The organism is Sphingomonas qilianensis, assembly GCF_039614825.1.
Classification (GTDB): domain Bacteria; phylum Pseudomonadota; class Alphaproteobacteria; order Sphingomonadales; family Sphingomonadaceae; genus Sphingomonas; species Sphingomonas qilianensis.
In genome coordinates this window covers 1-24,662 of sequence record NZ_JBDIMF010000003.1, presented here as the reverse complement: position 1 = coordinate 24,662, position 24,662 = coordinate 1, and the positions used below count along the sequence as shown (strand labels likewise).

Sequence of the window (24,662 nt, the reverse complement as noted above, 5' to 3'; positions counted from 1 at the left end):
TAGTTCGTTTTGTCTGAGTAAAATCTATCGGCGGCGGGGGCCTTTTGTTGAGCCATCTTCAGGGTAAAATTGCTTAGTGACGCGATGGCCGAATAGGAATGCTGGCTACCGCCTCGCTACCATTGGAACGAGACCATCTTCCGCAGCGTCTCGCAGGTTCATGTCGACGGAGAAGTCGTAGGTGCCGCCCTTTATCTTCGCCTGGGCGGCCTCGAAGTGCTTCTGCGGGACGACGATCGACTTGGATCGGACGGCGTCGAGGCGATCCATGAGCTCGCTCATTCGGGCTTCGGCCGCGGTAACGTCGCCGTACACAAGTATGTTGGCGAGTTGGCGAAAGCGGTCCTGCAGGCTCTTGTACTCGCCGGCCGCGTCCTTGAGTTCCTTCACGTGCGTTTCGAAGTCGAGCGCCTTCGCCAGTGACGGGATCAGCGTTGAGAGGAGACCGGCAAGCGCCACGACCCAGGCCGGTATCAGATCCCTGACGTAGCTGAACGCCGCGAGGGCGGTGAGGATGACCGGCGCAAGGACGACGACGCCGTGCTGAAACTTGACCGTCGCGAGCCAGCCATACATCGCGGTGGAGGTGTAGAGGCAGTTCTCCTCCTGCCTCAGCGCCTCGACACGGATCTCGGCGATCCGGCGAGACGTCACCTCGCGTGTATCGGGGTCCTCGTTCCGAATATCTTCTGCCATTCCTGCCCCGCTGTGACGTCGTAGTCGTGATACTCCCAGTGGCATGCCGCGACCGCGATGTCGCGCGCGGCCTGCGCTTTCTGGAGCCAGTCGCTTCCAAGCCAGTAGACTTCACCGGTTCCCGGGATGGCCACGTAGGTGTCGGCGCGTCCGCACAGATATTGGAGGAAGTCGCGGACATAGTAGTCGTACCAAAACGTGCTCTGGTCGCCCCAGCCCCGTGCGGGAAGAAACTCGGTCACGAGCAACTCGATCGCGAACGACTTCAGCGGCACGTTCTTCTCGTTGCGCCAATGTTTCATGGTCTGGCAAAGCGCGCGGATATTGCCATTCATCGCGCGGTCGGTTCGATCGACCTGGGCGAGCTGGGACCAAGGATCGACATTCTTCCATCGGCCGCCCGTATTCGTGTCGGGCATGATGAACGAGCCGCCGTAGGCTTGGAAGACGGGCACGATCTCCAGCGTCACCGTGTTGAAGGCCACGACAACGACCTGCCCGTCACCACGCACGCGCGTCTGCGGATAGGTGGCCTCCAGCACACCCTTCACCTCCTGGAGTAGTTGGGACTGCACGTTCCCGGAGCGCTGGTCGAACCGGCCCTTCACATCAGCAGGCAGGAAGAAGAACGAGTCGACGTCGAGCGGCCGAAGTGCACGACGGCCCGCATGCCGGCGCCGACCAGATCGTCGCCGTGCCGGGAGACGAGTGTCTGGCCACTCGCCGCGTCGTCGCTGCCGAGCCTGCAGCAGTTCTGCCTCGGCACCATCCTCGCGGGGCCTCAAGTCGCCGACTTCCATCAGCCGCAGGTCGAGCGTGGTCGCCGTGTCGACAGCCCTTGAACCGCATCAGGTCGGAGGCCGAAAGCCTCGTGGCGCCGTCGATCCTGCGCATACTTATTCCCCTTTCCTACGAAATAGCACATGTGGGTGACAAAAGCTGTCAGGGTTATTGGATGTCGTTCGCGAAGGGTCAGGAACTGCTCAAGCTCGCGATGATGGCGACCGGCCGCAGCGGCGTGTCGCTCGAGGACATCGTGGCGGAGTGGGGATGCTCGCACCGCACGGCACAGGGGATGACGGACGCGCTCCAGGCGGCGTTTCCGCAGACCGAACCCGAGGACGGGGAAGATCGCAAGCGCCGGTGGCGGATCCACGCGAAGGTGATCGCGCCCTTGCTAACCCCGTCGGCCGAGGAGCTCGCGGCGCTTGCGACCGCCATCATCGAACTCGAGGCGGCGCAGATGACGACCGAGGCCGCGACGCTCCGGCAGCTGCAGTCCAAAGTCCGCGCGCTCCTTCCGCCGGGAACCGGCACCCGGCTCGCCGTCGACGAGGAGGTGCCGCTGGAGGCGCTGGGGCACGCGGCGCGACCGGGCCCTCGCCCGGCCATAAGCGGCGAGGTCGACGCTGCCATCTCCGAGGCTCTGAAGGGGCCGTTTCTCTTGCGCATCTCCTACCGCAGGCGGCAGCAGGACAGGCCGAGCGAGCGGGTCGTCGCACCGCACGGACTGCTTCTCGGCGTGAGGCGCTACCTCGTCGCGCGTGACACGGCCAAAAAGGCGGGCGCGCCGCTTCAGCACTACCGCGTCGAAGAGATTTACGCGGCCGAAGTGCTCGGGGAGAGCTTCGACATCGACCCCGCCTTCAACATCCGCGACCACGCCGCAAAGGGCTTCGGCTCCCACGAGAGCGCCCAGCATGGTGACGTCGTGTGGCGCTTCTCACCCGACGCGGCCGACCACGCCCGCCGGTTCGTCTTCCATCCGACGCAGACCGTCGAGGATGAGGCGGATGGATCGCTGCTCGTGCGGTTCCGGGCTTCGGGACATCGAGATGTGCTGGCATCTCTATTCATGTGGTAGGTCGTTGGAGGTCCTGCAGCCCGCCGCCCTGCGCGAACTGGTGCAGGGCCATCGACGCGACTTTGACGTACTGCCTTAAGCTGTCGACCGCAGATACGCCCACTGTCGCATCGTGCATTCGAAGCCCTGGTGCAGGCACCAATGGTTTTTCTGCATCACCACGCTCCGCGCACCTGAAGGCTTCGGGGGGTGATGAGCAACACCGCTGAACGAATGGCGGGAAAAGCAATCCCGCGCTCCAAAGCGGCCGGGCCGTTCTCCACCCGATCCTCCCTCCCGTTCAGCACGCTGTTCGCACCTAAACGCATATGTGGACCGTCCGTCGGTGCATGGCAATTTTTCCGCCATTAAACTGCTAACCCAACCGGCATGCCCCTCATTGGGATGAGCGCGTTGGGCTGTTGGCGATAGGGGATGGCGCGGCGCGGATGGTGTTCACTTGCGCCCACCAAGCGTGAGACACTTGGTTCGGGACTCGGCGGGACTGCGTTGGGTGGTTTTGGTAGGTGAGACAAAATTATCGGCGGAAATCAGCGAATGTGCGACCCCCGGTCGGGCCTCCAGCGCACTGCTGAAAATGGCAGCCCCGAGCCGCTTGGCGCGTTCCGGCTAGCGCGCGTTTCGATCGTATCCTCGTGACCGATCGAACGAGCGGGCCTATTCTTTCATGTGCCGCTCCAGCACCGCGATAAACGGCGCGTCCGCGGGGGGCATGGCAAGCTCGCGCAGTTGGGCCGGCGTCGCCCATTGCAGCGCGACCGCATCCAGCAATTGCGGCGTCCCTACCCATTGCCGGCAGAGATAGAGCAGCAGCAGGAGATGCTTGCCCGCCAACGCCTGACTCGCGAACGACACGGGCGTCTGGTCCGATTCGGCAACATCGATCGCTAACTCCTCAGCCAGTTCGCGCACCAGGGCCGCCTCCGGCGCTTCGCCCGACTCGATCTTGCCACCGGGGAATTCCCACAGGCCCGCCATTTGTTTGTCCGGCGGACGCTGCTGCACCAGCACGCGCCCCGCCCCATCGATCAAGGCGGCGGCCACCACGGGGAATAACGGACACGCGGGATTGGGCATTTCACTCTCGACGGCTGGCTCGGCGGACGCTCACCGGATGGTGCGCAATACCACATTCCTCCAACCACTGCAGCGAGACAGGCCATCAGGCGGATCGGCCGTCGCCTGATGATCGCTTACCGCGCTGGCGCAAACCAGCCGTCTTGGCCCCTGCCACACCCTCCTTGCGGTCCGCTTTCGCGACGGCCAGTAGAGCGCCAGCAACATCGCTGGATGCCCGCCCGCGAGGCTGGCCCTTAAACAATTATCAACCTGCGCTTGATACGGCGATCCTGTCGTACCGGTTCTCCGGTCCGGCCGGGTACTGAAGACGGCCATTGGAGACCGCAAATGCATAAGATTCGTAACTTCATCAAGAACAGCCAGGGTGCAACCGCGATCGAATACGGCCTGATCGCCGCACTGATCGCCGTCGCCGCCATTGTCGGCATGGGCGCGCTGGGTAATAAGCTCAATACGACCTTCTCGAACATATCGACCAAGATCAGCGTCAGCTGATCGTCAAATAAAGGGTGGCAGGACTATGTCGCGGCCACCCTTTATTTTGATTGCCAGAACCGCCGCTACAGCCGTCCCATCGCCAGAAACTTCTCGCGCCGATCGCGTCGCAACGCCGCCGCATCCAGCCCGGCCAGCCCCCCCAGAGCCTCCTCAACCGCATCGCCCAGCGCGCTGATCGCCTGCGCAGGATCGCGATGTGCGCCGCCCAGCGGCTCCGCCACGATCGTGTCGATCACGCCCAGCCCTTTGAGATCCTGCGCCGTCACCTTCATCGCCTCGGCCGCATCCGGCGCTTTGTCCGCGGTGCGCCACAGGATCGAGGCGCAGCCCTCGGGTGAGATCACCGAATAGACGGCATGTTCGAACATCAGCACACGGTTCGCCGCGGCCAGCGCAATCGCGCCGCCCGAGCCGCCCTCGCCGACCACCGCCGCGATCATCGGCACGCCCAGGGACAGGCACGTCTCGGTCGAGCGCGCGATGGCCTCGGCTTGGCCGCGCTCCTCCGCCTGCACGCCGGGAAAAGCGCCCGACGTATCGACCAAGGTGACCACCGGCAGCCCGAACCGATCGGCCAGCTGCATCAGCCGGATCGCCTTGCGATAGCCCTCGGGCTTGCCCATGCCGAAATTGTGCCGGAGCCGGCTGGCGGTGTCATCTCCCTTCTCATGCCCGATGACCATCACGCGCTGCCCACGGAAACGCGCAAAGCCGCCCAGGATCGCCTGATCATCGCCAAACGCACGGTCACCGGCGAGCAGCGTGAAATCGTCGAACAGCCCGGTGACATAATGGTTGAAATGCGGTCGCTCGCCATGCCGCGCGACCTGCGTCTTCTGCCACGGGGTCAGCCGGGCATAAGTGTCGCGCAACGCCTTGTCGGATTTGGCCTGCAGCTTGGCCACCTCCGCGTCGATATCCAGCGTGCCATCGGCCGCGGTGTCGCGCAATTCATTGATCCGCGCCTGCAGTTCGGCGATGGGTTTTTCGAAATCGAGGAAACTTGCCATGGGCGCGCGGTTAAGCCCCCCGCCGCGTGCCGTCAATTGACGCGGTGCCCGGCGGCCGATCGGTCAGCGGATGCCGGCGGTTGACCAGCTCGACCAGCCGCGCGCTATCGACATGCGTATAGATTTCGGTCGTCGCGATATCGGCATGGCCGAGCATCGATTGCAACGCGCGCAGATCGGCCCCGCCCTCCAGCAAATGCGTGGCAAAAGCGTGGCGCAACACGTGCGGGCTGACGCGTTCGGGCGGGATCCCCGCTGCTGCCGCCAGCGCCTTCAACAATTGGTACAGCCGGATGCGCGACAGATGCGTCTTGCCCGAGGGAAAAAGCCAGGCGCGGTCCGTCGCCACCAGCGCGCGCCACGCCGCCACGGCGGCGCGCGCGCGATCGGAGATCGGCACCAGCCGCTCGCGCCCGCCCTTGCCGCGCAGGATCAGATAAGGCCGGTCCGGCGCGATCGCGTTGCGCGGCAGCGAGACCAGTTCGGTCGCGCGCAACCCCGATCCATAAAGCAGTTCGACCAGCGCCGAGAGCCTGAGATCATTGGGATCGGCCGGATCGCGCGCGATGCGCTCCGCGATCGCGGCGAACAGCCGATCGACATCCTGATGATCCAGCGTCTTGGGCAAGGCCCGCTGCGCGCCCGGCCGCGGCAACGCAGCGCCCGGATCATCCGCGCGCAGGCCCTCATCGGCGAGGAAGGCGAAGAACCGCCTGAGCGCCGCCGATTTGCGCGCCACGCTGGAACGCGACAGCGCCTGCCAATGCTCCCCCAACAGTGACAATTCCACCGCCGACGCCGCGGCGAGCCGGTGATCGAGAAAGTCCGAGGCCAGCGACAGATCGCTGCGATACGCCGCCAGCGTATTCTTCGCCGCCCCCGCTTCCGCCGCCATCATCTCGATGAAGCGCTCGATCAGGATGCGGTCGGCAAGGTCGCTCAAAGCCGCGCGATCGCCTCGCTGGCGATCATCCGTGCCTGCCCGCCCAGCCCGACCAGCCGCAGCGCGTTGCACACGCGGTACAATACTTCCGGCGGCACGCCGCGCCAGTCGCTGGTCTGCATGCCCACCGCCGCCAGCAGGATCACCAGCCCCGGCTGATTGCCGCGCGCGGCGCGATCGATCGCCCGCGTCCAGCCATTCTCGGTGCCGACCGGCACATCCACCGCACCTAGCGCGCTCGATGCCTCGTTTGCGCTCATCCGCCCCAGCCCGGCCATCCCGGCCACGAACAATTTGCTTTTCAGCGCGGCATTGTCGCCCGCCGGGGCATAATCGTTGACCTCTCCCGCGCGGTAGCGCCGCGACGCTTCGGGATCGGCTAAGGCCAGCATTGCCCAGGCATCGCTGCCAGGCTTGACGCGTGACTGCCAGCGGAGCGCGGTGCGATCCAGCCCGGCGCTCAGCATCGCAGCGACCAGCCGGTCCATGTCGACGTCCTGCGAGTCCGTCGGCAAACGTGCCGCTGCGCGAGCGGTCAGGATCAGCCGCGCATAGCGCGCATCGGCCGTCTTGGCGTCGTCCCACAACCCGGTCAGCGCGGTTACGCGTTCGGCGCGTGTGCCGGCGGTATAAGCGGTGCGCAGATCGCGCCCCACGGCATAATCGGCCCGCGCCTGATCGTCCTCGCCATCGAGCGCGCCGTACAGATCGACCAGCGCCGCATTGGATAACACGCCGCGCGCCGCGGCATAGTCGGCCGGCGCGATACGCTGCCGTGCATCGAGCATCGGCGACAGCGCGCGCCACGATCGCACCTGCGGCCCCGCGCTGTCCAAAAGCGTATCGGGGATTTCGGTGCCGCTGGCGGTGGCCAGGCCATAGCGCCACGCGGTCAACTGATCGACGCCGTCCCATTCGATCGTCACCGCCTGCCGACCGCGCGCGCCCATGCCGGCGATCTTGCGGGTGAGCAGCAGATCCACGCCCCGCGCCACGCCTTGCCGGTCGAGCGCCTTGAGCATCGGCGCTGCCGCCTCGCCCGCCAGCGCAGCGCAGATCGCTCGCGCCATCGCCCAGCCGCGCTCTTGCGCCGCCGCCGGGCCATCCTCGATCAACGGACATAATTGCCCGGGATCCCCCGTCGCCAGCGCGGTCTGCATCGCCACTTGATACAATTTGGGGGTATAATTGTCCGGGTCGACCGCCTGCACCACCGCGCGCGCCGCCACCGACTCGCCCATCCGCACCAGCAGCCAGGCGCGCTCGGCGGCAAAGTCGGCGCCATTGACGCGCGCGGGCGTATCGAGCCGCGACACCAGCGCGCGGCGCAGCGCGATCGACAGCCAGCGCGACGCGATCGGCGCATTGAGCCGCCGCATCAGCGTTTCGAGATAGATGCCATCCGCGCCGCGAAATGCATCCGACCCGAGCGCGCCGTCCGTCGGCCCGGCGACGCCGACCATGTCGAGCGAACGGCGGGCATATTCCGGCAGATTATAGCGCTGCGCCTCGGCCGCCTGCGCCGCGGCCAGCGCCGCTGCGGCGGCGGGGTCGAGCGGCGTCGGGCTTGGGCTCGGCATGGGCTCCGGGACCGCCCCGGCGGTGGCCGGCGCGCCGAGCGTCGACGGATCGAGCGTCAGCCCCCCTGGAGCGCCCGGCACTGGCGTCGCGCGCGGGCGCGGCGGTGCATTCGGCGCCGCGGCGGGCGCGACCGGCTCGTTAAAGCCCGGCGGCAGCAGCGATTCGGGGCTATCCTGTCCCAGCGCCATGCCGGCGCCGAACAGGCAGGCAGCAATCGCGCCGAGCGCGACCTTAGTTCGAGAGATTCGCAAGCGGCACCGCTTTCTCGACGCGGACCGGGGGCTTTTCCTGCGCCGAGCCGGCAAGCAGGAACAGCCCACCCACCACGATGACCAGGACGACGATAAGCGTAACCACCAGACGAGACATGAATAACCCTGTGCGAACAAATGTGGATGCGGCGTCACGCGCCTTTTGCCGCAGACGCAGGGTCGCTGTATAGCCCGGCCGCCATGTTGCAAAGCCACCATCCCGACGATCCATCGCAGGATCCGCCCAAGGCCCCGGTTTCGCCCGTTTATACCGGGCAGCCGATCGTACTGATCGGGCTGATGGGCGCGGGCAAATCCACGGTTGGGCGGCGTCTTGCCGCGCGACTGCAACTGCCCTTTGTCGATGCCGATACCGAGATCGAGTCCGCCGCGGGCATGTCGATCACCGATATTTTCGAGCGCTTTGGCGAGGCGCATTTCCGCGATGGGGAGCGTCGCGTGATCGCGCGGCTGATCGATGGCACGCCCAAGGTCATCGCCACCGGCGGCGGCGCGTTCATCAATGAAGAGACGCGCGCGCTGATCCTCGATCAGGCTTTGGCCATCTGGCTCGATGCCGATACTGCGATCCTCGCCGATCGCGTCAAGCGCCGCGACACCCGCCCGTTGCTGCGCGGCAAGAATCCAAAGGCGGTGCTGGCCGAGCTCGCGCGCGTGCGCAACCCGATCTACGCGCTGGCCCCGGTCCGCGTGCCGAGCCATCACGCACCGCACGAACATACCGTCCTGCAGATCATGAAAGCGCTTGGCCTATGACCGTCATTCCCGTGTCTCTGGGGACGCGCAGCTATGACGTAATCGTCGAGAACGGGCTGCTCGCCCGCGCCGGCACGCATCTGGCGCCGCTGTCGCGCGGCCGCACGATGGCCATCGTCACCGATAACAATGTCGCGCCGCATCTCGCGACGCTGCAGGCGTCGCTTGCCGCCACGGGCGTGCAGAGCGAAGCGATCGTGCTGCCGCCCGGAGAAAGCAGCAAGAGCTGGGCGATGCTGGAAACGCTCACCGACCGCCTTCTCGAGTTGGGCGTGGAGCGCGGCGATCATGTCATTGCGCTGGGCGGCGGGGTGATCGGCGATCTCGTCGGCTTCGCCTGCGCCATCCTCAAGCGCGGCTGCGGCTTCGTGCAAGTGCCCACCACCTTGCTCGCGCAAGTCGATAGCTCGGTCGGCGGCAAGACCGCGATCAATAGCCGCGCCGGCAAGAATCTGATCGGCGCGTTTCATCAGCCAGCCCTTGTGCTGGTCGATCCCACGGCGCTGGATACGCTGCCCGAGCGCCAGGTCCGCGCCGGTTATGCCGAGGTCGTCAAATACGGGCTGATCGACGATCCCGCCTTCTTCGCCTGGTGCGAGGCGAACGCAGCGGCGCTGATCGCCGGCGACGCGGACGCGCGCACTTTCGCCATCGGCCACAGCATCGCCGCCAAGGCGCGCATCGTCGGCGAGGATGAATTCGAGACCAAGGGCCGCCGTGCCTTGCTCAATCTCGGGCACACGTTTGGCCATGCGCTGGAAGCCGAAGCCGGCTTCTCCGATCGCTTGTTGCACGGCGAAGGCGTTGCCGCCGGCATGGCGCTGGCTTATGGTTTCTCCGCCGCGCAAGACATCGCCCCACCCGCCGACGCCGAACGCGTCAGCGCGCATCTCGCCGCGATCGGGCTGCCCAACGGCCTTGCCGCGGCGCGCAGCACACAAAGCGGCGCGGAGCTCGTTGCCCACATGCTGCACGACAAGAAGATGGACGCCGGCACCCTTCCCTTCCTCCTCGCCCGCGGCATCGGCCAGACCTATGTCGACAAGACGGTGGATCTGGCGAAAGTCAGCGCCTTCCTAGATGCGCAACCCCGCTAATGCCTGCCGGCATCGCTAAATCCAATCTCCCCACCAAGATCTGCCCGGTCTGCCAGCGCCCCTTCGCCTGGCGCAAGAAGTGGGAACGCGATTGGGAAAGCGTGGTCTACTGCTCCGAACGCTGCCGCCGCACCAAGCAGGAGAAATAAGCCCGTGCGTCCCCGGAAACGCGCGTCGCCTGATGCGTTGAGGTCCCCTCTGCGCATTTGAAGGATTTCCTATGGCCAAAGCACTGTCCCGCTTCACCATCCAGCCCGCCGACGACGGCTATACGCTGCATATCGAAGACGATAGCGGCGAAACGCTGGAGCTCACCGCGACCGCCGATCAGCTCGATATCATCGCCGAGGCGATCGAGGATCAACTCGACGAAGACATCGAGGAAATCGACGTCGTGAACTGACCAATAGCGCCCTGGCCCCGGCCGGGGCGCTTTTTGCGGCGGTCAGCCGCGTGCTGCAATCCATGCCAGCCACAGCCATCCGCCGATCAGCAGCGCCCCCCCGATCGGCGTTACCACCCCCAGCCAGCGCGGCAGCCCCAGCGCCATCAGATACAGCGTCCCGGCAAAGATCAGCCCGCCGATCACGAACAACCAGGCCGGCCCCCGCGCATCGAGGCGCAACACCGCGAGCGCCGCCACGACATGCAACAGCTGATATTGCGCGCCCGTCTTGAGCCACTCAACAGCAGCGCCGCTTGCGCCGTGCGCCCCGAATGCCCCCGCGGCCACCGCCAGCGCGCCCGAAAGACCGGCAATCAATACGATCCAGTTCATGTCGCCTGCTCCAGATCGGGCCGTTTGTCTTGCGTGATGATCTGGTCGCGCCCGGTGCGCAAATCGCCCGCCTCGTGCTGCAGTTTGAGCCGTTCCTTATCGCGCGCGCGATAATGGTCTTCGCTGCGGTTGATCTCGATTTCTGGAATGCCGATACTCAGCATCGCCAGCCGCGCCATCTTCACCGCCGATTCCAATACCTCACGCACCACGCCTTGAGCCTTGGAATCGCGTAATTTGAGTAGTGACCGCCGATCAAATGCGCGGACAAATATCTTGGCCTGCGGAAATGCCTCATGCACACCATCGATAAGCTCGGCGCTCAGCTGATCGCCATCGATGCAGAACATGATCAGCTCGGCGTCCGCTGCCCCGGCTTGGCGCAGCAGGTCCATGCGCGTGCCGTCGCCATAATAGACTTTGGCGCCGAACCCGCCGGCGATATCGATCATCTCGATATCCATATCGATCAGCGTGACCGGCACACCCTGCGCGATCAGCATCTGCGCCACGGTCTGGCCGAAGCGACCATAGCCAACGATTAGCGCGTTGGCGCCGTCCGCCATCGGCCCTTCGCGATCGCTGGTGTCGATCGGCTCGGCGCGGATCTTGCGCGTGATGCTCATCAAAAACGGCGTCGTCGCCATTGAGAGCGTGACAATCGCGCCGAACAGGCTCGCCGCCTGCGGTTCGATCAGCAGCGCATTCTGCGCCTGCGCGAACAGCACGAAGCCGAATTCGCCGCCCTGGCTGAGCAGCAACCCCAGCGCCAGCGCGCCGCGCCAGGTCATCTTGAACGCCAGGCCGATGGCGAAGATGATCAGCGCCTTGGTTGCGATCAGCGCCAGCGCCATGCCGGCGACGAACAGCGGCCGCTCGGCGATCGCGCCGAGATCCAGCATCATGCCCACCGCCAAAAAAAACAATCCGAGCAGGATCGAACGGAACGGCTCTACATCTGCTTCCAGCTCATGCCGATACGGGCTGTCCGCCAACATCACACCGGCGACGAACGCGCCAAGCGCGGTCGACAGGCCAAGCGCCTCCATCACTGCGGCGCTGGCGATGACCGTGAATAACCCGGCAAACACGAACATCTCGCGCTCGCCCATATTGCCGATGATGCGAAACATCGGTCGCAGGATGAAGCGCCCCGCCAGGATCAGCCCGACGATGGCGATCACCGTATAGATAAACAGCAACCAGCCCGGCGGGCCAGCGGCGTCCGCCGGATTGCGCGACATCACCGCGATGATCGTGATCAGCGGCACGATCGACAGATCCTGGAACAACAGGATCGAAAACGCCCGCTCGCCGAACGGCGTGCGCATGCGCCCGGCCGATTGCAGCATCGGCAGCACCTGCGCGGTCGAGGACAGCGCCAGCGGCAGCCCTAGCGCCAGCGCCGCCGCAATCGTCGACTGCGTCGCCGCCCACACCACCAGCGAGATCGCCACGCCGCACAACACCACCTGCAGCGCGCCAAGCCCGAAGATTTCGTGCTTCATCTTCCACAGCCGGCTCGGATTAAGCTCCAACCCGACGATGAACAACAGCAGGGTGATGCCCAGTTCGGCCACGCCGATCTTGGCTTCGGCATCGCCGACCAGTCCGAGCACATGCGGCCCCACCACCGCGCCGGCGACGAGATAGCCCAGGGTCGCACCAAGCCCCAGCCGGCGGAAGATCAACACGAATACCAGCCCGAATCCGAGCAGCATCACCGCGTCGCGCAATAGCGACGTCGTTGCGTGGTCCATCAGCCTGCCCCCCGTAATTCCTCTGTCTGTGGCGAAGGGGCGCGTCGCAATTGCGCCTGTTCCGCCGCCTCCGCCGCCGCCTCGAACGCCAGCCGGATCGAGGCGTGGCGCGCGCTATGCGGCAGCGCCGGCTGGAACAGTTCGAACCCCGCCCATTCAGGTAACGTACCCTCGCCCGCAAGCCATGCGGTCAGCGCATCGCGCGCCGCCGCCAGTTCCTCGGGCGACTTGCCGATCACATCGGCGGACAGCAACGAGGATGAAGCCTGCCCCAGCGCACAGGCGCGCACCAGCATACCGACGTCGCTCACCCGTCCGTCATCACCCAGATTGACGTCCACCGTTACGCGGCTGCCGCAGATCGGCGAGCGTTTTTCCGACGACCCCATCGGCGCGTCCAACCGCGCCTGATGCGGGATCGTCGCCGCCAGCCGCAGAATTTCCGTGTTGTACAGCGGTGCGTTCATGGCCGGTCCGTGGCGTTCGCACGCAGCGCGGCGCGGTGGCCGAATACGGGCTGCCCCTTGCGGCGACGATCAACGAAATCCGCAATGCTCGCGCTGGTTGCATTGAGCAGAGGATAGCTACGCGACTGCGTGAGCCAGGTCGGCCGCCGCGACGGCCCGCCGCTCATCGTGTCGGTCACCAGCGCGATGAGCAGGAACGCCAGACTGCACAGGATCAGCCCCTTGATCGCGCCAAAACCGAAGCCCAAGGCGCGATCAATCGGCCCCAGCACCGAAGTCCGCGTGCGATCGCCAATCGCGTTGGCCACCAACCGCCCGGCAAAATAGGTGATCCCGGCGATCAACACGAATGCCATCACGGCCGCGCCCGATACGGTGCCGACCACGCCCGACAAGGCTGCGGCGAGCGGGACATGGAACAGCTTGATCGCAAACACGATCGCCACCCAGGCAAATAGCGCCAGCACCTCGGTAACGAAGCCGCGTTTGAGCCCGAGCCCCGCCGCGCCCAGCACGACGACCAAGACGATGATGTCGAGTGCGGATAATCCCATGCGCGTACCAGTCCCCAATTCCCACCGTTCATCCGGTAGATAGAGGCGAGACGGGAGCGGCGCTACCCACGCCCCAGCATATGATCGACGAAAGCGCCGAGCGTTCTGAACCCGGTGAGGCTGAGCGGTGTCTTCTCATCCACCAATGCCGAGGGCACCAGCGCGCGCTCGAAGCCGAGTTTGCCCGCTTCCTTCAAGCGCAGCGCGCCATGCGCCACCGGCCGCAGCTCGCCCGACAAGGCAATCTCGCCAAACGCCACCGCATCCACCGGCACCGGTCGCTCGGACAACGCCGAGACGAGCGCCGCCGCCACCGCCAGATCCGCCGCCGGATCCTGCACGCGGTATCCGCCGGCGATGTTGAGATATACTTCCGAGGTCGAGAAGCTGAGGCCACAGCGCGCCTCCAGCACCGCCAGCACCATTGCCAGCCGGCCTGAGTCCCAGCCGACCACCGCGCGCCTTGGGGTGGCGCCGCTGGCCAGTCGCACCACCAGCGCCTGAATCTCCACCAGCACCGGGCGCGTGCCTTCCAGCGCGGGGAACACCGTCGTCCCCGTCACGCTTTCATCGCGCTGCGTCAGGAACAGCGCGCTCGGATTGGCGATCTCGGCCAGCCCCTCCGCGACCATCGCGAACACGCCGATCTCATCGGTGCCGCCGAAGCGGTTCTTGATCGCGCGCAGGATACGATATTGGTGGCTGCGCTCGCCCTCGAAGCTCAGCACGGTATCCACCATATGCTCGAGCACACGCGGCCCGGCGATCGAGCCGTCCTTGGTAACGTGCCCGACCAGCACCACGGCGGTGCCGCGTTCCTTGGCGAAGCGGATCAATTCCTGCGCCGAGGCACGCACCTGGCTCACCGTCCCCGGCGCGCCTTCGATCAGGTCACTGTGCATCGTTTGGATCGAATCGATCACCAGCAGATCGGGGGGCGTACTTTGCCCCAAGGTGGTCAGGATATCGCGCGTCGATGTCGCCGCCGCCAGTTGCACCGGCGCATTGCCCAGCCCCAGCCGCCGCGCGCGCAGCCGCACCTGGTCCGCCGCTTCCTCGCCCGAGACATAGGCGACCGCGCGCCCGGCCAGCGCCATCTTCGCCGCCGCCTGCAGCAGCAGCGTCGATTTGCCGATCCCCGGATCGCCGCCGATCAGCGTCGCGGATCCTTCGACGAAGCCGCCGCCCAGCGCGCGATCGAGCTCGGCAATGCCGCTCGCCATGCGCTCGGGCAGCGCGATCTCGGCATCCAGCCCGACCAGCTGAAACGATCGCCCGCCCGATTGCAGATTATGCTTGGCCTGAAACGGCGTGACGGTCCCGCCGCCCACCTCTTCGACCAGCGTGTTCCACTCGGAGCAATCGGCGCACTGCCCGGCCCAGCGATGCGATACCGAACCACATGATTGGCAGACATAGCGTTTCTGGGGTTTGGCCATGATGATCGCATAACAGCATGAGAACGATAGGGGAACAGTATCGCCGCGCATTCATTGATCCCGCTTCCTGGAAGGAAGAGGAGGGCGGCGAGCGCAGCGAGCGTGGGAGCGCCAGGAGTCTCGCCCCCCGCGGCACCCCCAGCACGACCGTCACGCGCGCGAAATGCGAAAAATCGCCACGCGCCACACGGCAGCGCGGAGATAGTCACATCGCATGGCATTCGCTATGCACCCCCGCACCATGCAGCCGACGGACCTCCGTGTCGCCATTTTCAGCGGCAATTATAATTATACGCGCGATGGCGCCAATCAGGCGCTGAACCTGCTCGTGCGCCATCTGCTGGCGCGCGGCGTGCAGGTGCGCGTCTATTCGCCGACCAGCCGCCGCCCCGCCTTCGCGCCCGCCGGCGATCTGGTCAGCGTGCCGGCGATCAAGCTGCCGGGGCGCGCCGAATATAAGATGGCGCGTGGCGTTCCCGCCGCGATCCGCCGTGACATCGCCGCGTTCGCGCCAAACATCATCCATGTCGCCGCGCCCGAGCTGCTCGGCCACCGCGCGGTCAGTTATGCGCGCCGCCACGGCATCGCGTCGATCGCCTCGCTGCACACACGCTTCGAAACCTATCCTGCCTATTACCATCTCGGCTTCGTCGTGCCGCTGATGATCCACCTGCTGACGCGCTTCTACAACCGCGTCGATCAGGTGGTGGTGCCCAGCCCCAGCATCGCCACGTTGCTGCGGGAATGGGGGGTGACCACGCCGATCGGCATCTGGTCACGCGGTATCGATCACGATCGCTTCAACCCCGCGCGCCGCGATCTCGGCTGGCGCCGTGCGCTTGGCATCGCGGATCAGGATCGGGTCGTCGGTTTCCTTGGCCGGCTGGTCAAGGAAAAGGGCCTCGACGTGTTCGCCGACGTCGTCACCGAACTCAAGCGCCGCGGCGTCGCGCACAAGGTGTTGATCGTCGGCAAAGGCCCGGCGCAGGAATGGTTCGCCGAGCGCGTGCCCGAGGCGATCTTCGCCGGCTTCCTTTCCGGTGACGATCTTGGCCGCGCGGTTGCCTCAATGGATGTATTCTTCAATCCCAGCGTCACCGAGACGTTCGGCAACGTGACGACCGAGGCGATGGCGTGCGGCGTGCCCGTGGTCGCGGCGCGCGCCACCGGTGCGGTCGATCTGATCGACGATGGCGTGGACGGCTATCTCGTCCCCCCGCGCGACGTGGGCGCCTATGCCGATGCCATCACCAAGCTGGTCGATAACGATGACGCCCGCCGCGCGGCCGGCGCGGCGGGCCATGCCAAGGCGGCGGGCTATCAATGGGACAAGGCCAATGAGAGCGTGATCGAGGCCTATCTCGAGGTGCTTAAGCGGCAGGCTGGCTGACCAGTCACCATGTCATCCCAGCGAAAGCTGGGATCTCAAGCGGCGAGGGCGCACCGTGAGCGGCACGAGACCCCAGCTTTCGCTGGGGTGACGTGATCTGGTGGCGACGGCCGCCATCACCGCGTCGGCACCGACGCGGTGGCGGTGACCGCGCTCATTTCAGCCGCTCGATCTTCTGCGCCACCTCGTCGAGCAACGCCGCCACGTCATGCAACCGATCGGCATCGAGCTCGCCCGCCATCAGCCGCTGCTGCAGCACGTGGCGCAGATTGCCCATCGCGCGCCGGATCGGCCCGCCATCGGTGCGCTGCCGCTCCGCGCCAAGCTCGGCCAGGCGTGCGAACAATGCCTCGACCTCCGCCTCCCGCTCGGTCAGCAAGGCCTGCCCCTCGGTCGTGATGGCGAACTGCTTCTTGGCGCCATCGGCCTTCTGTTCGTCGATCAGGCCCATATCGTCGAGCATCGTGATCGTGGGATAGATCACACCCGGGCTCGGCGCATAGGCGCCGCCGCTGCGCTGCTCGATCTCGCGGATCAGGTCGTAACCGTGGCGCGGCTGCTCCTGGATCAGCTTGAGCAGAACCAGGCGAAGCTCGCCCGAATCGAACATCCGCCGCCCGCGCCCGGGGCCACGCCCGCCGCCACGACCGTCGTCACCCCAGCGCACGCTGAACCCGCCGCTGCCACCAAAGCCGCGCCCGCCAAATCCGCCGCCATGGCGCATCCCATGTTTGCCATGGCACCCATGGCCACCCCGCTGAAAAATCATCATTAGAAATATCCTCATACCGATTCGATATGCTCAAGATATATCTTAGATGCTTTTACGCAAGAGCTGCCGCCATATCTTGTCCGAGATAGAGTCGGCATGGCGGGTGGTGAGGCGGCGTCCGCGGGCCTATCTTCGTCACAATGCCCGATCTCAGCCCCCTTCGATCGCCCTGCCGATCTGACAACGCAGTCAGACGCGCCTTGCGCCGCTCCCCCTCGGCAAAGCCCGTTGGACCGTTCCGGCTGGGAGCGCGGCCGCGTTGACCGCCTCGCTATTCTCCAACACTACGCGTCGTCCGTTGGCGGATGAGTTGCGCCCGCAGCATATATCCGAGGTCATCGGCCAAGAGCACCTGCTGGGCCCCGCCGCGCCGCTGGGTATCATGTTGGCCAACCAGCAGCTGTCGTCCTTTATCCTGTGGGGCCCGCCAGGGGTCGGCAAGACGACGATCTCGCGGCTCATCGCCCTGGATGCCGGTTATGAGTTCATCCAGCTCTCCGCCGTCTCGACCGGGATCGTCGATCTCCGCCGAACCTTGGCCAAAGCGTCCGATCTCCGCGCCTCCGCCGGCAAGGCCACCGTCGCGTTCATCGACGAGTTACACCGCTTTTCGCGCCCCGTGCAGGATGCGCTGTTGCCCGCGGTCGAAGATGGCACGATCGTGCTTATCGGCGCCACCACGGAAAACCCCAGTTTCAGCCTCGTCTCGGCGCTTCTCTCACGCGCCAAGGTGTTCACGCTTAATCGGCTGAGCAATGCGCAGCTTGGCACAGTGGTCGAGCGGGCCGAGCGCCACATCGGAAAGTCGCTCCCGTTGACCGCCGACGCGCATCAGGCCTTGCTGGCCATGGCGGACGGCGACGCGCGCTACCTGCTCGGCCTGTGCGAAACGCTGTTCCTGCTCGACGAGTCCGCACTGCTCGATGTCCCGGCCTTGTCAGCCGTCGTCCAGACCCGGGCGCCGCTCTATGACAAAGGCCAAGAAGAGCATTTCAATCTGCTTAGCTGCTTCCACAAGAGTTTGCGCGGCAGCGATGTCGACGCATCGATGTATTGGGCGGCCCGGATGCTGCAGGGGGGCGAGGACCCTGCGGTGATCTTTCGTCGGCTATCCTGCGCCGCCAGCGAAGATGTCGGTATGGCCGACCCCAATGCAATGGTCCAGGTCGTAACCGCGTGGCAGGCGTTCGAACGAGTCGGTCTTCCCGAAGGGCGACTGTTTCTGGCCCAGGCGATCAGCTATGTCGCCACCGCGCCCAAATCCAACGCATCGTATCTGGCGTTTGATCGCGCTGCGGCGCTGGCCCGCAAGACCGGCTCGCTCCCGCCCCCGAAGCATATTCTGAACGCGCCGACGAAATTGATGAAGGAGCTCGGCTATCACGTCGGCTACCAATATGATCATGATCGGCCCGACGCCTTTTCGGGGCAAGAATTCTATCCCGATGACATTGCCCAGAGCAGCCCCGATCCGCTATATGTTCCTAACGAGCGAGGCTTCGAGCGCGATATAAAGAATCGCCTCGCCTTTTGGGCATCTCGCCGGCAATCAAAGCGCTAGATTCCATTTCGATTGCCGTGGGTGATGAGGCTATCCGCCGGGGCCTCGGCGCGATCCTCCATGCCATAATCGCGGAGGACGCTGGCAACACGAAGCCTGTAGTTTGCGAAAATGCCCGCTCGCCCCCGCGCCTGTGTTGCGCGATGGGAGGTCGTATTTCGCCACTGTTGGACAGCCTGTTCATCGCGGAAGAATGACAGCGACACTATCCGGCTCGGCGTGGACATGCTCTGGAAGCGTTCGACCGACAGGAAGCCGTCAATCGCCTCCAGTTCGCTGCGCAGGGCGGCAGCGAGGGCCAGATAGTGTTCCATCCGGCCGTCGGCCAGATCGACCTCGAATATTACCGCAATCATGGTTTCACCTGGAGGCCATGGGGCGCAGACGCCAGACGAAGGAACGTCCGGTCTTCGCGGCGTATGAAGCGCTCGCGTTTGGCAAACTGGTAATTTTCCCGGCCGAGGGGATCGGCTGCAAGACGCTGGCGATAGCCCTCATAGGCCGCTAGATTCTCAACGGAATAAACCCCGTAGGCCGTCGTGGCCGACCCTTCGTGTGGCGCAAAATAGCCAATGAGATCCGCGCCGCAACGCGGTATCGTCTGGCCCCATCTGCGCGCATATTCTTCGAAGGCTTCGACACGAAAGGGATCGATCTCGTAGCGGATGAAACATGTGATCATGAGCGGCATTCCTCTTGTTTGTTCTCCGCTCGTTCATAGGACACGCAACCCCGACAATGCTTCGGCCGCGGCCGAAGCATGAGCGGGATCTTTCATGCGATGGCGTCTGTGCCGTCACCCATCTGCCTGGATGCCCCATGCTGACCACAACCGGGATTGCCCAAATCGCAGCGCTGGTCGGCGATCCGACCCGCACGGCGATGCTGATTGCCCTGATGGATGGGCGTGCGCTAACCTCGACCGAGTTGGCGCATGTCGCCGGCATCACGCCGCAAACCGCAAGCGGCCATCTCGCCCGATTGACGGACGCCCGGCTGCTGACCGTAGAGCGGCAGGGGCGGCATCGGTATCACCGGCTTGCGTCCGCAACAGTCGCCACGATGATCGAGGGAATCATGGCCGTAGCGGCAGAGCCGATAAACCGCCCGAGTCGCGCGGTACGGACGGGGCCGCGCGATGCCGCGATGCGGCGGGCACGCTCGTGCTATGATCACCTGGCGGGCGAGATCGCGGTAACGATTGCCGATCGCATGATCGAACGTGGTCATATCGGGCACTTAGCCCGCGGCAGCGAATTGACTATCGAGGGTGCTGCATTCCTGCGATCGATCGGGGTCGATGTGGATGTCGCGCTGCTACGCGTTAGCCGGCGACGGCTCTTCTGCCGTCCCTGTCTCGACTGGAGCGAGCGCCGTCCGCATATCGCCGGCACGGTCGGTGCCGCCTTGTTGACCGCCTGTTTCGAGCATGGCTGGATGCGCCCGACCGCCGGATGCCGGACGCTTGCGATAACGCGGGCGGGTATCCACGCGCTTGATGCCCACTTCAGCATCAGGGGCGAATGGCCGATATCTGGTTGAGGGCGCTGATCGTCCGAGGACGGGCTTTGAGCGGCTGCAACGGCTACGCACGGCAACAGTGTCGATCTGGGCAACTTTATCAATCGGTCTTGCCAACCGAGCATCGCCGAGAGCAGCTCCACTCTCGTAGCATCGCCGCGCATGCTCAAAATTGCCTGCTTCGGCTGCGTCGTAGGCAATGCGGAGAAGCGCGTCGGTGTCAGTCATCGCCTCCGACTGGCATACTTTTTACCGCTGGGCCAATGTCCGCAATTGGGCGCTTTCCAGCCTGACCGCTTTCGGGGTCCGATTTGCCGATCGCGAACGGCGACCTTGGGGTGCCGAAGGGACGGGCAGCTTTTGGCGCGATGGAGCACCTTCTGTTGACCTTAGAACGCAGATATTAGCAACGTTTCCAGTTTCAGCACTAGGTCAGCGACGTCAAATTGCCGCTCGGCCGCGCGCCGCCGCCCAGTTATCAGGACCGACTCACGTCAAACCTATAGCTTTCGTGATTCGTTGAATGTCGCCATGAGCGGAATTGATCTGCGTATCTGAGTTATCCAAATAACTATTTAGCGGCAGACGGCCTTGCAACATCATTTCGCGCCTCAGGAACGACAAGCGCCAGTAGAATACTATCGCAGACGTTTATATTTACAATTGTAGTTTTAGTATCTTCTGGGTCTGTATCACTTGCCGTTGTAAGCTCAAGTCCATTAAATTGACATGGGCCATCCCAGTTATCGTATGTAGAAAAATTGTTATACGAAAATGCTGTATTGATTATCTTTTTATTGAAATTCACTACTTCATATCTTTGTGGATCGCCTCGCATTTTTGCTCGAAAACCGCGCGTATATAAGTCTTTCCTTACGTGACGTGGCGAGCGGTTCGGATCACGTAGGCTGACCACTCTTCTACTCGAGCAATTGACTAAAAGTAGGACACCACTGTCATTCGGCTGATCCAACGTATGTATAGGAACGACTGTGAAATACTGACCTCGCTCGACGGGAAGATGTTGCCTGCACACCTTCTCCCTAACGGTTTCGCCGCGAGAGGGTTGGTTATCTTGAGCATGTATCGCCGCCGCAAGCAGCAGAAGCATATCTGTCAGCATAGGCGAAGGATGCCACCGACACGGGGCCAACGCAATCGAACACTTACATTTATTGCCGCGACCTATGGTCGCCATTAAGCGGCTTTAAATCAATGCTGAACGATGACAATTAGGCGACAGCGGAATGACAGCTTCAGTTGCCAGACTTATCTCTCCCCGGCACAGGGATGATTTGCTAGGACTCCTCTCATGAAGCTGCTCCTCCCGGCCCTCGCCCGCCCGATCCTCGAACCGCGCCTGCCCGCGGGCCTCGACATCTCCTGGTTCACCAACCACGGCGAGGCCAACGCCATGGTCGCCGACGCAGACATCGCCTGGATCGATCAAATGCGGCCCGAATGGACCTCGGAAACCGTCGGCAAGGGCGCCAAGCTCAAATGGCTGAGCACGATCTATGCGGGCATTGACAGCTTCCCAGTCGCACAGCTCAAGAGGCAAGGCACGATCCTCACCAACGGCACCGGCATCAATGCCATCGCCGTTGCCGAATACACCGTCCTCGGCATCCTCGCCGCCGCCAAACGCTATGACGAGGTGGTCCGGCTCGCCGATCGCCACGAATGGCCAGGTGACGCCCCGGGCAAGGTGGAATTGTACGACACCAGCGCGCTGATCATCGGCATGGGCGCGATCGGCCAATTGATCGCCGACCGGCTGGCGGCGTTTGGCGTCTGCGTCACCGGCGTGACGCGCTCGGGGCGGGATGGCACGCTCCTGCCCGATCAGTGGCAGGCCAGGCTAGGCGATTTCGACTGGATCATCCTCGCTGCCCCCTCCACCAACGCGACCAAGGCGATGATCGGCGCGGACGAGCTGGCCGCGATGAAGCCCAGCGCCTGGCTGATCAACATCGCCCGCGGCGACATGATCGATCAGGAGGCCTTGCTCGCCGCGCTGCAGGCCAGGGCGCTGGCCGGTGCTTTTCTCGACACGGTCCATCCCGAGCCGCTGCCCGCCGACCATCCGCTCTGGACCGCGCCCAACGTGCTGCACTCGATGCACCTCTCCGGCCGCAGCCAGAGCAAGATGTTCCACCGCGCCGCCGCCTTGTTTCTCGACAATCTCGACGCCTATCTGGCGGGCAAGCCGATGCGCAACCTGGTCGATCTCGACGCCGGCTATTGATCACCGCTCCAACAATCGACCACCAAAAGCGGAACTATCCATATCGGTTACAAATATAGCTGTCCTACAACCGCAATGATATGTTTCACTCTGCTTATGACAGAGTCGCAAACCCCGCCCGCCTATCTGTTCACCCCCGTCCGGCCGACGCGCGCGCACGCCAATGGCTGGACCGCCGATGCGCAAGTCGCGTTCATCGCCGCTCTGGCGCGCACCGGCGTCGTCGCGGTGGCAGCGCGCAGCGTCGGCAAATCGCCGCGCTCGGCCTATCAGCTGCGCGGGCGGCCCGGCGCCGAGAGCTTTGCCGATGCGTGGGATCGCGCGCTCGATGAGGGGCAGACCCGCACGATCGATCTCGGCCTGTCGCGCGCGCTCGCGCCGACGATCGTGCCGATCTTCCGCCACGGGCATCAGATCGGCAGGCGCGAAAAATTCGATCACGGCCTCGCCATCGCCGCGCTGCGCGCGCTGGACGGCGCCAATGGCCGCTGGTTCCGGCGTCCGTCTGAACAACCAACGGCGTCACTGCAACAGGACAGGGCCGAAAATTATCTCGCGCGCTTCCTCGGCGAGCAGCCATCACCGTGACGCCTCGGCAGCAACAATATTTCACGATCACCGTGAAATGTGTGAAGCTAAGCGCGCAATTACCCTAACAGGGAAATTCCTGTTGCGACACTTACCCCATCCGGGTAAAGCGCCCTCATGACCACGCTCGCCGGCACCAAGATCAAGCGTTTCCGCGAATCCCGCAGCCTCAGCCGCGCCGCATTTGGCGCTTGGTATGATGCGCCGGGCAGCACGGTGCAGGGCTGGGAGGAAGACGGCAAGCGCGCCAGCCAGCCGGTGGTCAATCAGATCGCCGCCAACGGCATTGCCACCCATGCCGACTGGTACATCACGATTCGCACGGAGAATGACATGAGCACCTGGGCCCCCGACAGCTGGACGAAAGCCGAAGCGCGTCAGCTGCCTAATTATCCCGACGCTGCCGCGCTCGATGCCGCGACGGACACGTTGGGCAAATTCCCCCCGCTCGTCTTCGCCGGCGAAGCGCGCAATCTCACCGCCGATCTGGCCAAGGTGTCGCGCGGCGAGGCCTTCCTGCTGCAGGGCGGCGATTGCGCCGAGAGCTTTGCGGAGCATAGCGCGAACAATATCCGCGATACGTTCCGCGTGCTGCTGCAGATGGCGGTGGTGCTGACCTTCGCCTCCAAGCTGCCGGTGGTGAAGCTCGGGCGCATGGCGGGCCAGTTCGCCAAGCCCCGCTCGACCGATCTGGAGACGGTCGGCGGCGTCGAGTTGCCCAGCTATCGCGGCGATATCGTCAACGATATCGATTTCACGGCCGAGTCGCGCATTCCCGATCCGCAGCGCATGATCCGCGCCTACAGCCAGTCCGCCGCCACACTCAATCTGCTGCGCGCCTTTGCCAGCGGCGGCTATGCCAATCTGCATCAGGTGCATCGCTGGACGCACGATTTCATGGGGCGCAGCCCCTGGGCGCAGAAATATACCGAGACCGCCAATCGCATCGGCGAAGCGCTCGATTTCATGGAAGCATGCGGGATCAACCCGGAAACGGTGCCGCAGCTTGCCCAAACGCAATTCTACACCAGCCACGAGGCGCTGCTGCTGCGCTACGAACAGGCGCTGACGCGGCAGGATTCGCTGACCGGCGACTGGTATGACACGTCGGCGCACATGCTGTGGATCGGCGATCGCACGCGCTTTGAGGGCAGCGCACACGTCGAATATCTGCGCGGCATCGGCAATCCGATCGGGATGAAATGCGGCCCCACGCTGGAGCCGGATGCGCTGCTGCGGCTGCTCGACACGCTCAATCCCGGGCGCATCCCCGGCCGCATGACGCTGATCACGCGCTACGGGCATGACAAGATCGAGGCCGGGCTGCCCAAATTGGTCCGCGCGGTGCTGCGCGAGGGGCATCCCGTGGTGTGGAGCTGCGATCCGATGCACGGCAACACGATCAAGGCGGCGACCGGCTACAAGACGCGCCCGTTCGATCGTATCCTCGCCGAAGTGCGCGGCTTCTTCGCGGTGCACCGCGCCGAGGGCTCGATTGCGGGGGGCATCCATGCCGAGATGACCGGGCAGAACGTCACCGAATGCACCGGCGGCGCGGTCGACGTGACCGAACAGAGCCTGGCCGATCGCTATCACACGCATTGCGACCCGCGGCTCAATGCCGGGCAGAGCCTGGAGCTGGCCTTCCTGCTGGCCGAAATGCTCAACGTGGAGATGACCGAGCGGCGCAAGGCTGCTTGAGCGGTCGGCGGGGGGGTCGGGGGCGCGCGCAAGCCGGAACAAGCAACACAGAGAAGAGGAGAAAAGACCATTGGGGGAACAAACCA

Annotated in this window: 28 protein-coding genes; 12 read left to right on the top strand and 16 right to left on the bottom strand. The window is 64.7% G+C overall.

The annotated features are described in order from the left end of the window. Positions 1-105 precede the first annotated feature (105 nt). Positions 106-696, bottom strand: a complete 591-nt coding sequence (locus ABC969_RS08925; protein WP_345864345.1) for a hypothetical protein — start codon at positions 694-696, stop codon at positions 106-108. Then, positions 651-1,496: an SMODS domain-containing nucleotidyltransferase gene (locus ABC969_RS08920; protein WP_345864344.1), complete on the bottom strand. Its 846-nt coding sequence runs from the start codon at positions 1,494-1,496 to the stop codon at positions 651-653. The genes ABC969_RS08925 and ABC969_RS08920 overlap by 46 nt, the downstream gene beginning before the upstream one ends. A gap of 155 nt (positions 1,497-1,651) precedes the next feature. Here ABC969_RS08920 and ABC969_RS08915 point away from each other — a divergent pair, with 155 nt between their 5' ends. Further along, complete coding sequence (locus ABC969_RS08915; RefSeq protein WP_345864343.1) at positions 1,652-2,560, top strand: helix-turn-helix transcriptional regulator; 909 nt, start codon at positions 1,652-1,654, stop codon at positions 2,558-2,560. A 657-nt stretch (positions 2,561-3,217) separates the two neighbouring features. On the opposite strand, the gene ABC969_RS08910 is transcribed toward ABC969_RS08915, so the two are convergent. Then, positions 3,218-3,637, bottom strand: coding sequence for a (deoxy)nucleoside triphosphate pyrophosphohydrolase (locus ABC969_RS08910; RefSeq protein ID WP_345864342.1), 420 nt, complete (start codon positions 3,635-3,637; stop codon positions 3,218-3,220). A 330-nt stretch (positions 3,638-3,967) separates the two neighbouring features. Here ABC969_RS08910 and ABC969_RS08905 point away from each other — a divergent pair, with 330 nt between their 5' ends. Continuing rightward, entirely contained in the window at positions 3,968-4,135 is a 168-nt protein-coding gene (locus ABC969_RS08905) for a Flp family type IVb pilin (RefSeq protein ID WP_345864341.1), read from the top strand. Positions 4,136-4,200: 65 nt separating this feature from the next. On the opposite strand, the gene ABC969_RS08900 is transcribed toward ABC969_RS08905, so the two are convergent. From ABC969_RS08900 to ABC969_RS08885, 4 genes are read right to left on the bottom strand one after another with little or no spacing between them, the layout of a single operon-like run. Then, positions 4,201-5,148: an acetyl-CoA carboxylase carboxyltransferase subunit alpha gene (locus ABC969_RS08900; RefSeq protein ID WP_345864340.1), complete on the bottom strand. Its 948-nt coding sequence runs from the start codon at positions 5,146-5,148 to the stop codon at positions 4,201-4,203. 10 nt (positions 5,149-5,158) lie between these two features. Beyond that, the gene (locus ABC969_RS08895) at positions 5,159-6,046 is read right to left on the bottom strand and encodes a tyrosine-type recombinase/integrase (protein ID WP_380808128.1); all 888 of its coding nucleotides are present in this window, start codon (positions 6,044-6,046) and stop codon (positions 5,159-5,161) included. 41 nt (positions 6,047-6,087) lie between these two features. Continuing rightward, complete coding sequence (locus ABC969_RS08890; protein ID WP_345864338.1) at positions 6,088-7,923, bottom strand: hypothetical protein; 1,836 nt, start codon at positions 7,921-7,923, stop codon at positions 6,088-6,090. Beyond that, positions 7,904-8,041: a hypothetical protein gene (locus tag ABC969_RS08885; RefSeq protein WP_345864337.1), complete on the bottom strand. Its 138-nt coding sequence runs from the start codon at positions 8,039-8,041 to the stop codon at positions 7,904-7,906. Before ABC969_RS08885 ends, ABC969_RS08890 begins: the two co-directional genes overlap by 20 nt. Positions 8,042-8,124: 83 nt before the next feature. Between ABC969_RS08885 and ABC969_RS08880 the strand changes: the two genes are divergently transcribed. The 4 genes from ABC969_RS08880 (at position 8,125) to ABC969_RS08865 (ending at position 10,200) form a co-directional block, all read left to right on the top strand. Continuing rightward, entirely contained in the window at positions 8,125-8,700 is a 576-nt protein-coding gene (locus ABC969_RS08880) for a shikimate kinase (protein ID WP_380807778.1), read from the top strand. Then, on the top strand, positions 8,697-9,797 hold the full coding sequence (gene aroB, locus ABC969_RS08875) for a 3-dehydroquinate synthase (RefSeq protein WP_345864335.1): 1,101 nt from the start codon (positions 8,697-8,699) through the stop codon (positions 9,795-9,797). Before ABC969_RS08880 ends, aroB begins: the two co-directional genes overlap by 4 nt. Then, complete coding sequence (locus ABC969_RS08870) at positions 9,797-9,946, top strand: DUF2256 domain-containing protein (protein WP_345864334.1); 150 nt, start codon at positions 9,797-9,799, stop codon at positions 9,944-9,946. The genes aroB and ABC969_RS08870 overlap by 1 nt, the downstream gene beginning before the upstream one ends. A 71-nt stretch (positions 9,947-10,017) precedes the next feature. Next, complete coding sequence (locus ABC969_RS08865; protein ID WP_345864333.1) at positions 10,018-10,200, top strand: hypothetical protein; 183 nt, start codon at positions 10,018-10,020, stop codon at positions 10,198-10,200. Between the two features lie 42 nt (positions 10,201-10,242). Here ABC969_RS08865 and ABC969_RS08860 read toward each other — a convergent pair whose 3' ends face one another. The 5 genes from ABC969_RS08860 to radA form a co-directional block, all read right to left on the bottom strand. Further along, the gene (locus tag ABC969_RS08860) at positions 10,243-10,575 is read right to left on the bottom strand and encodes a DUF423 domain-containing protein (RefSeq protein ID WP_345864332.1); all 333 of its coding nucleotides are present in this window, start codon (positions 10,573-10,575) and stop codon (positions 10,243-10,245) included. After that, on the bottom strand, positions 10,572-12,335 hold the full coding sequence (locus ABC969_RS08855) for a cation:proton antiporter domain-containing protein (RefSeq protein WP_345864331.1): 1,764 nt from the start codon (positions 12,333-12,335) through the stop codon (positions 10,572-10,574). Before ABC969_RS08855 ends, ABC969_RS08860 begins: the two co-directional genes overlap by 4 nt. Further along, on the bottom strand, positions 12,335-12,802 hold the full coding sequence (locus tag ABC969_RS08850; protein WP_345864330.1) for an iron-sulfur cluster assembly scaffold protein: 468 nt from the start codon (positions 12,800-12,802) through the stop codon (positions 12,335-12,337). The genes ABC969_RS08855 and ABC969_RS08850 overlap by 1 nt, the downstream gene beginning before the upstream one ends. Next, positions 12,799-13,356: a CvpA family protein gene (locus tag ABC969_RS08845; RefSeq protein ID WP_345864329.1), complete on the bottom strand. Its 558-nt coding sequence runs from the start codon at positions 13,354-13,356 to the stop codon at positions 12,799-12,801. Before ABC969_RS08845 ends, ABC969_RS08850 begins: the two co-directional genes overlap by 4 nt. Positions 13,357-13,418: 62 nt before the next feature. Next, positions 13,419-14,795, bottom strand: a complete 1,377-nt coding sequence (radA, locus tag ABC969_RS08840; RefSeq protein WP_345864328.1) for a DNA repair protein RadA — start codon at positions 14,793-14,795, stop codon at positions 13,419-13,421. A 241-nt stretch (positions 14,796-15,036) separates the two neighbouring features. On the opposite strand from radA, the gene ABC969_RS08835 reads away from it, so the two are divergent. Next, on the top strand, positions 15,037-16,185 hold the full coding sequence (locus tag ABC969_RS08835) for a glycosyltransferase family 4 protein (RefSeq protein WP_345864621.1): 1,149 nt from the start codon (positions 15,037-15,039) through the stop codon (positions 16,183-16,185). 154 nt (positions 16,186-16,339) lie between these two features. Here the strand turns inward: ABC969_RS08835 and ABC969_RS08830 are convergent, their stop codons facing one another. After that, the gene (locus ABC969_RS08830) at positions 16,340-16,954 is read right to left on the bottom strand and encodes a PadR family transcriptional regulator (protein WP_345864619.1); all 615 of its coding nucleotides are present in this window, start codon (positions 16,952-16,954) and stop codon (positions 16,340-16,342) included. A 262-nt stretch (positions 16,955-17,216) separates the two neighbouring features. Between ABC969_RS08830 and ABC969_RS08825 the strand changes: the two genes are divergently transcribed. Next, on the top strand, positions 17,217-18,518 hold the full coding sequence (locus tag ABC969_RS08825; protein WP_345864327.1) for a replication-associated recombination protein A: 1,302 nt from the start codon (positions 17,217-17,219) through the stop codon (positions 18,516-18,518). Here ABC969_RS08825 and ABC969_RS08820 read toward each other — a convergent pair. Together ABC969_RS08820 and ABC969_RS08815 are read right to left on the bottom strand one after the other, a co-directional pair. Continuing rightward, a complete protein-coding gene (locus ABC969_RS08820; RefSeq protein WP_345864326.1) occupies positions 18,515-18,874 on the bottom strand; it encodes an antibiotic biosynthesis monooxygenase family protein in 360 nt (119 codons plus the stop codon). The genes ABC969_RS08825 and ABC969_RS08820 overlap by 4 nt on opposite strands. Continuing rightward, positions 18,871-19,200, bottom strand: coding sequence for an NIPSNAP family protein (locus ABC969_RS08815; RefSeq protein WP_345864325.1), 330 nt, complete (start codon positions 19,198-19,200; stop codon positions 18,871-18,873). The genes ABC969_RS08820 and ABC969_RS08815 overlap by 4 nt, the downstream gene beginning before the upstream one ends. Positions 19,201-19,337: 137 nt before the next feature. On the opposite strand from ABC969_RS08815, the gene ABC969_RS08810 reads away from it, so the two are divergent. After that, a complete protein-coding gene (locus ABC969_RS08810; RefSeq protein ID WP_345864324.1) occupies positions 19,338-20,060 on the top strand; it encodes an ArsR/SmtB family transcription factor in 723 nt (240 codons plus the stop codon). 550 nt (positions 20,061-20,610) lie between these two features. On the opposite strand, the gene ABC969_RS08805 is transcribed toward ABC969_RS08810, so the two are convergent. Beyond that, complete coding sequence (locus ABC969_RS08805) at positions 20,611-21,150, bottom strand: hypothetical protein (RefSeq protein WP_345864323.1); 540 nt, start codon at positions 21,148-21,150, stop codon at positions 20,611-20,613. A 201-nt stretch (positions 21,151-21,351) separates the two neighbouring features. Between ABC969_RS08805 and ABC969_RS08800 the strand changes: the two genes are divergently transcribed. The 3 genes from ABC969_RS08800 (at position 21,352) to ABC969_RS08790 (ending at position 24,576) form a co-directional block, all read left to right on the top strand. Further along, complete coding sequence (locus ABC969_RS08800) at positions 21,352-22,287, top strand: D-2-hydroxyacid dehydrogenase (protein ID WP_345864322.1); 936 nt, start codon at positions 21,352-21,354, stop codon at positions 22,285-22,287. A gap of 96 nt (positions 22,288-22,383) precedes the next feature. Beyond that, positions 22,384-22,875 (top strand): hypothetical protein, encoded by a 492-nt coding sequence (locus tag ABC969_RS08795; RefSeq protein ID WP_345864321.1) that lies wholly within the window; start codon positions 22,384-22,386, stop codon positions 22,873-22,875. Between the two features lie 333 nt (positions 22,876-23,208). Beyond that, entirely contained in the window at positions 23,209-24,576 is a 1,368-nt protein-coding gene (locus tag ABC969_RS08790; RefSeq protein WP_345864617.1) for a class II 3-deoxy-7-phosphoheptulonate synthase, read from the top strand. Positions 24,577-24,662 lie beyond the last annotated feature (86 nt).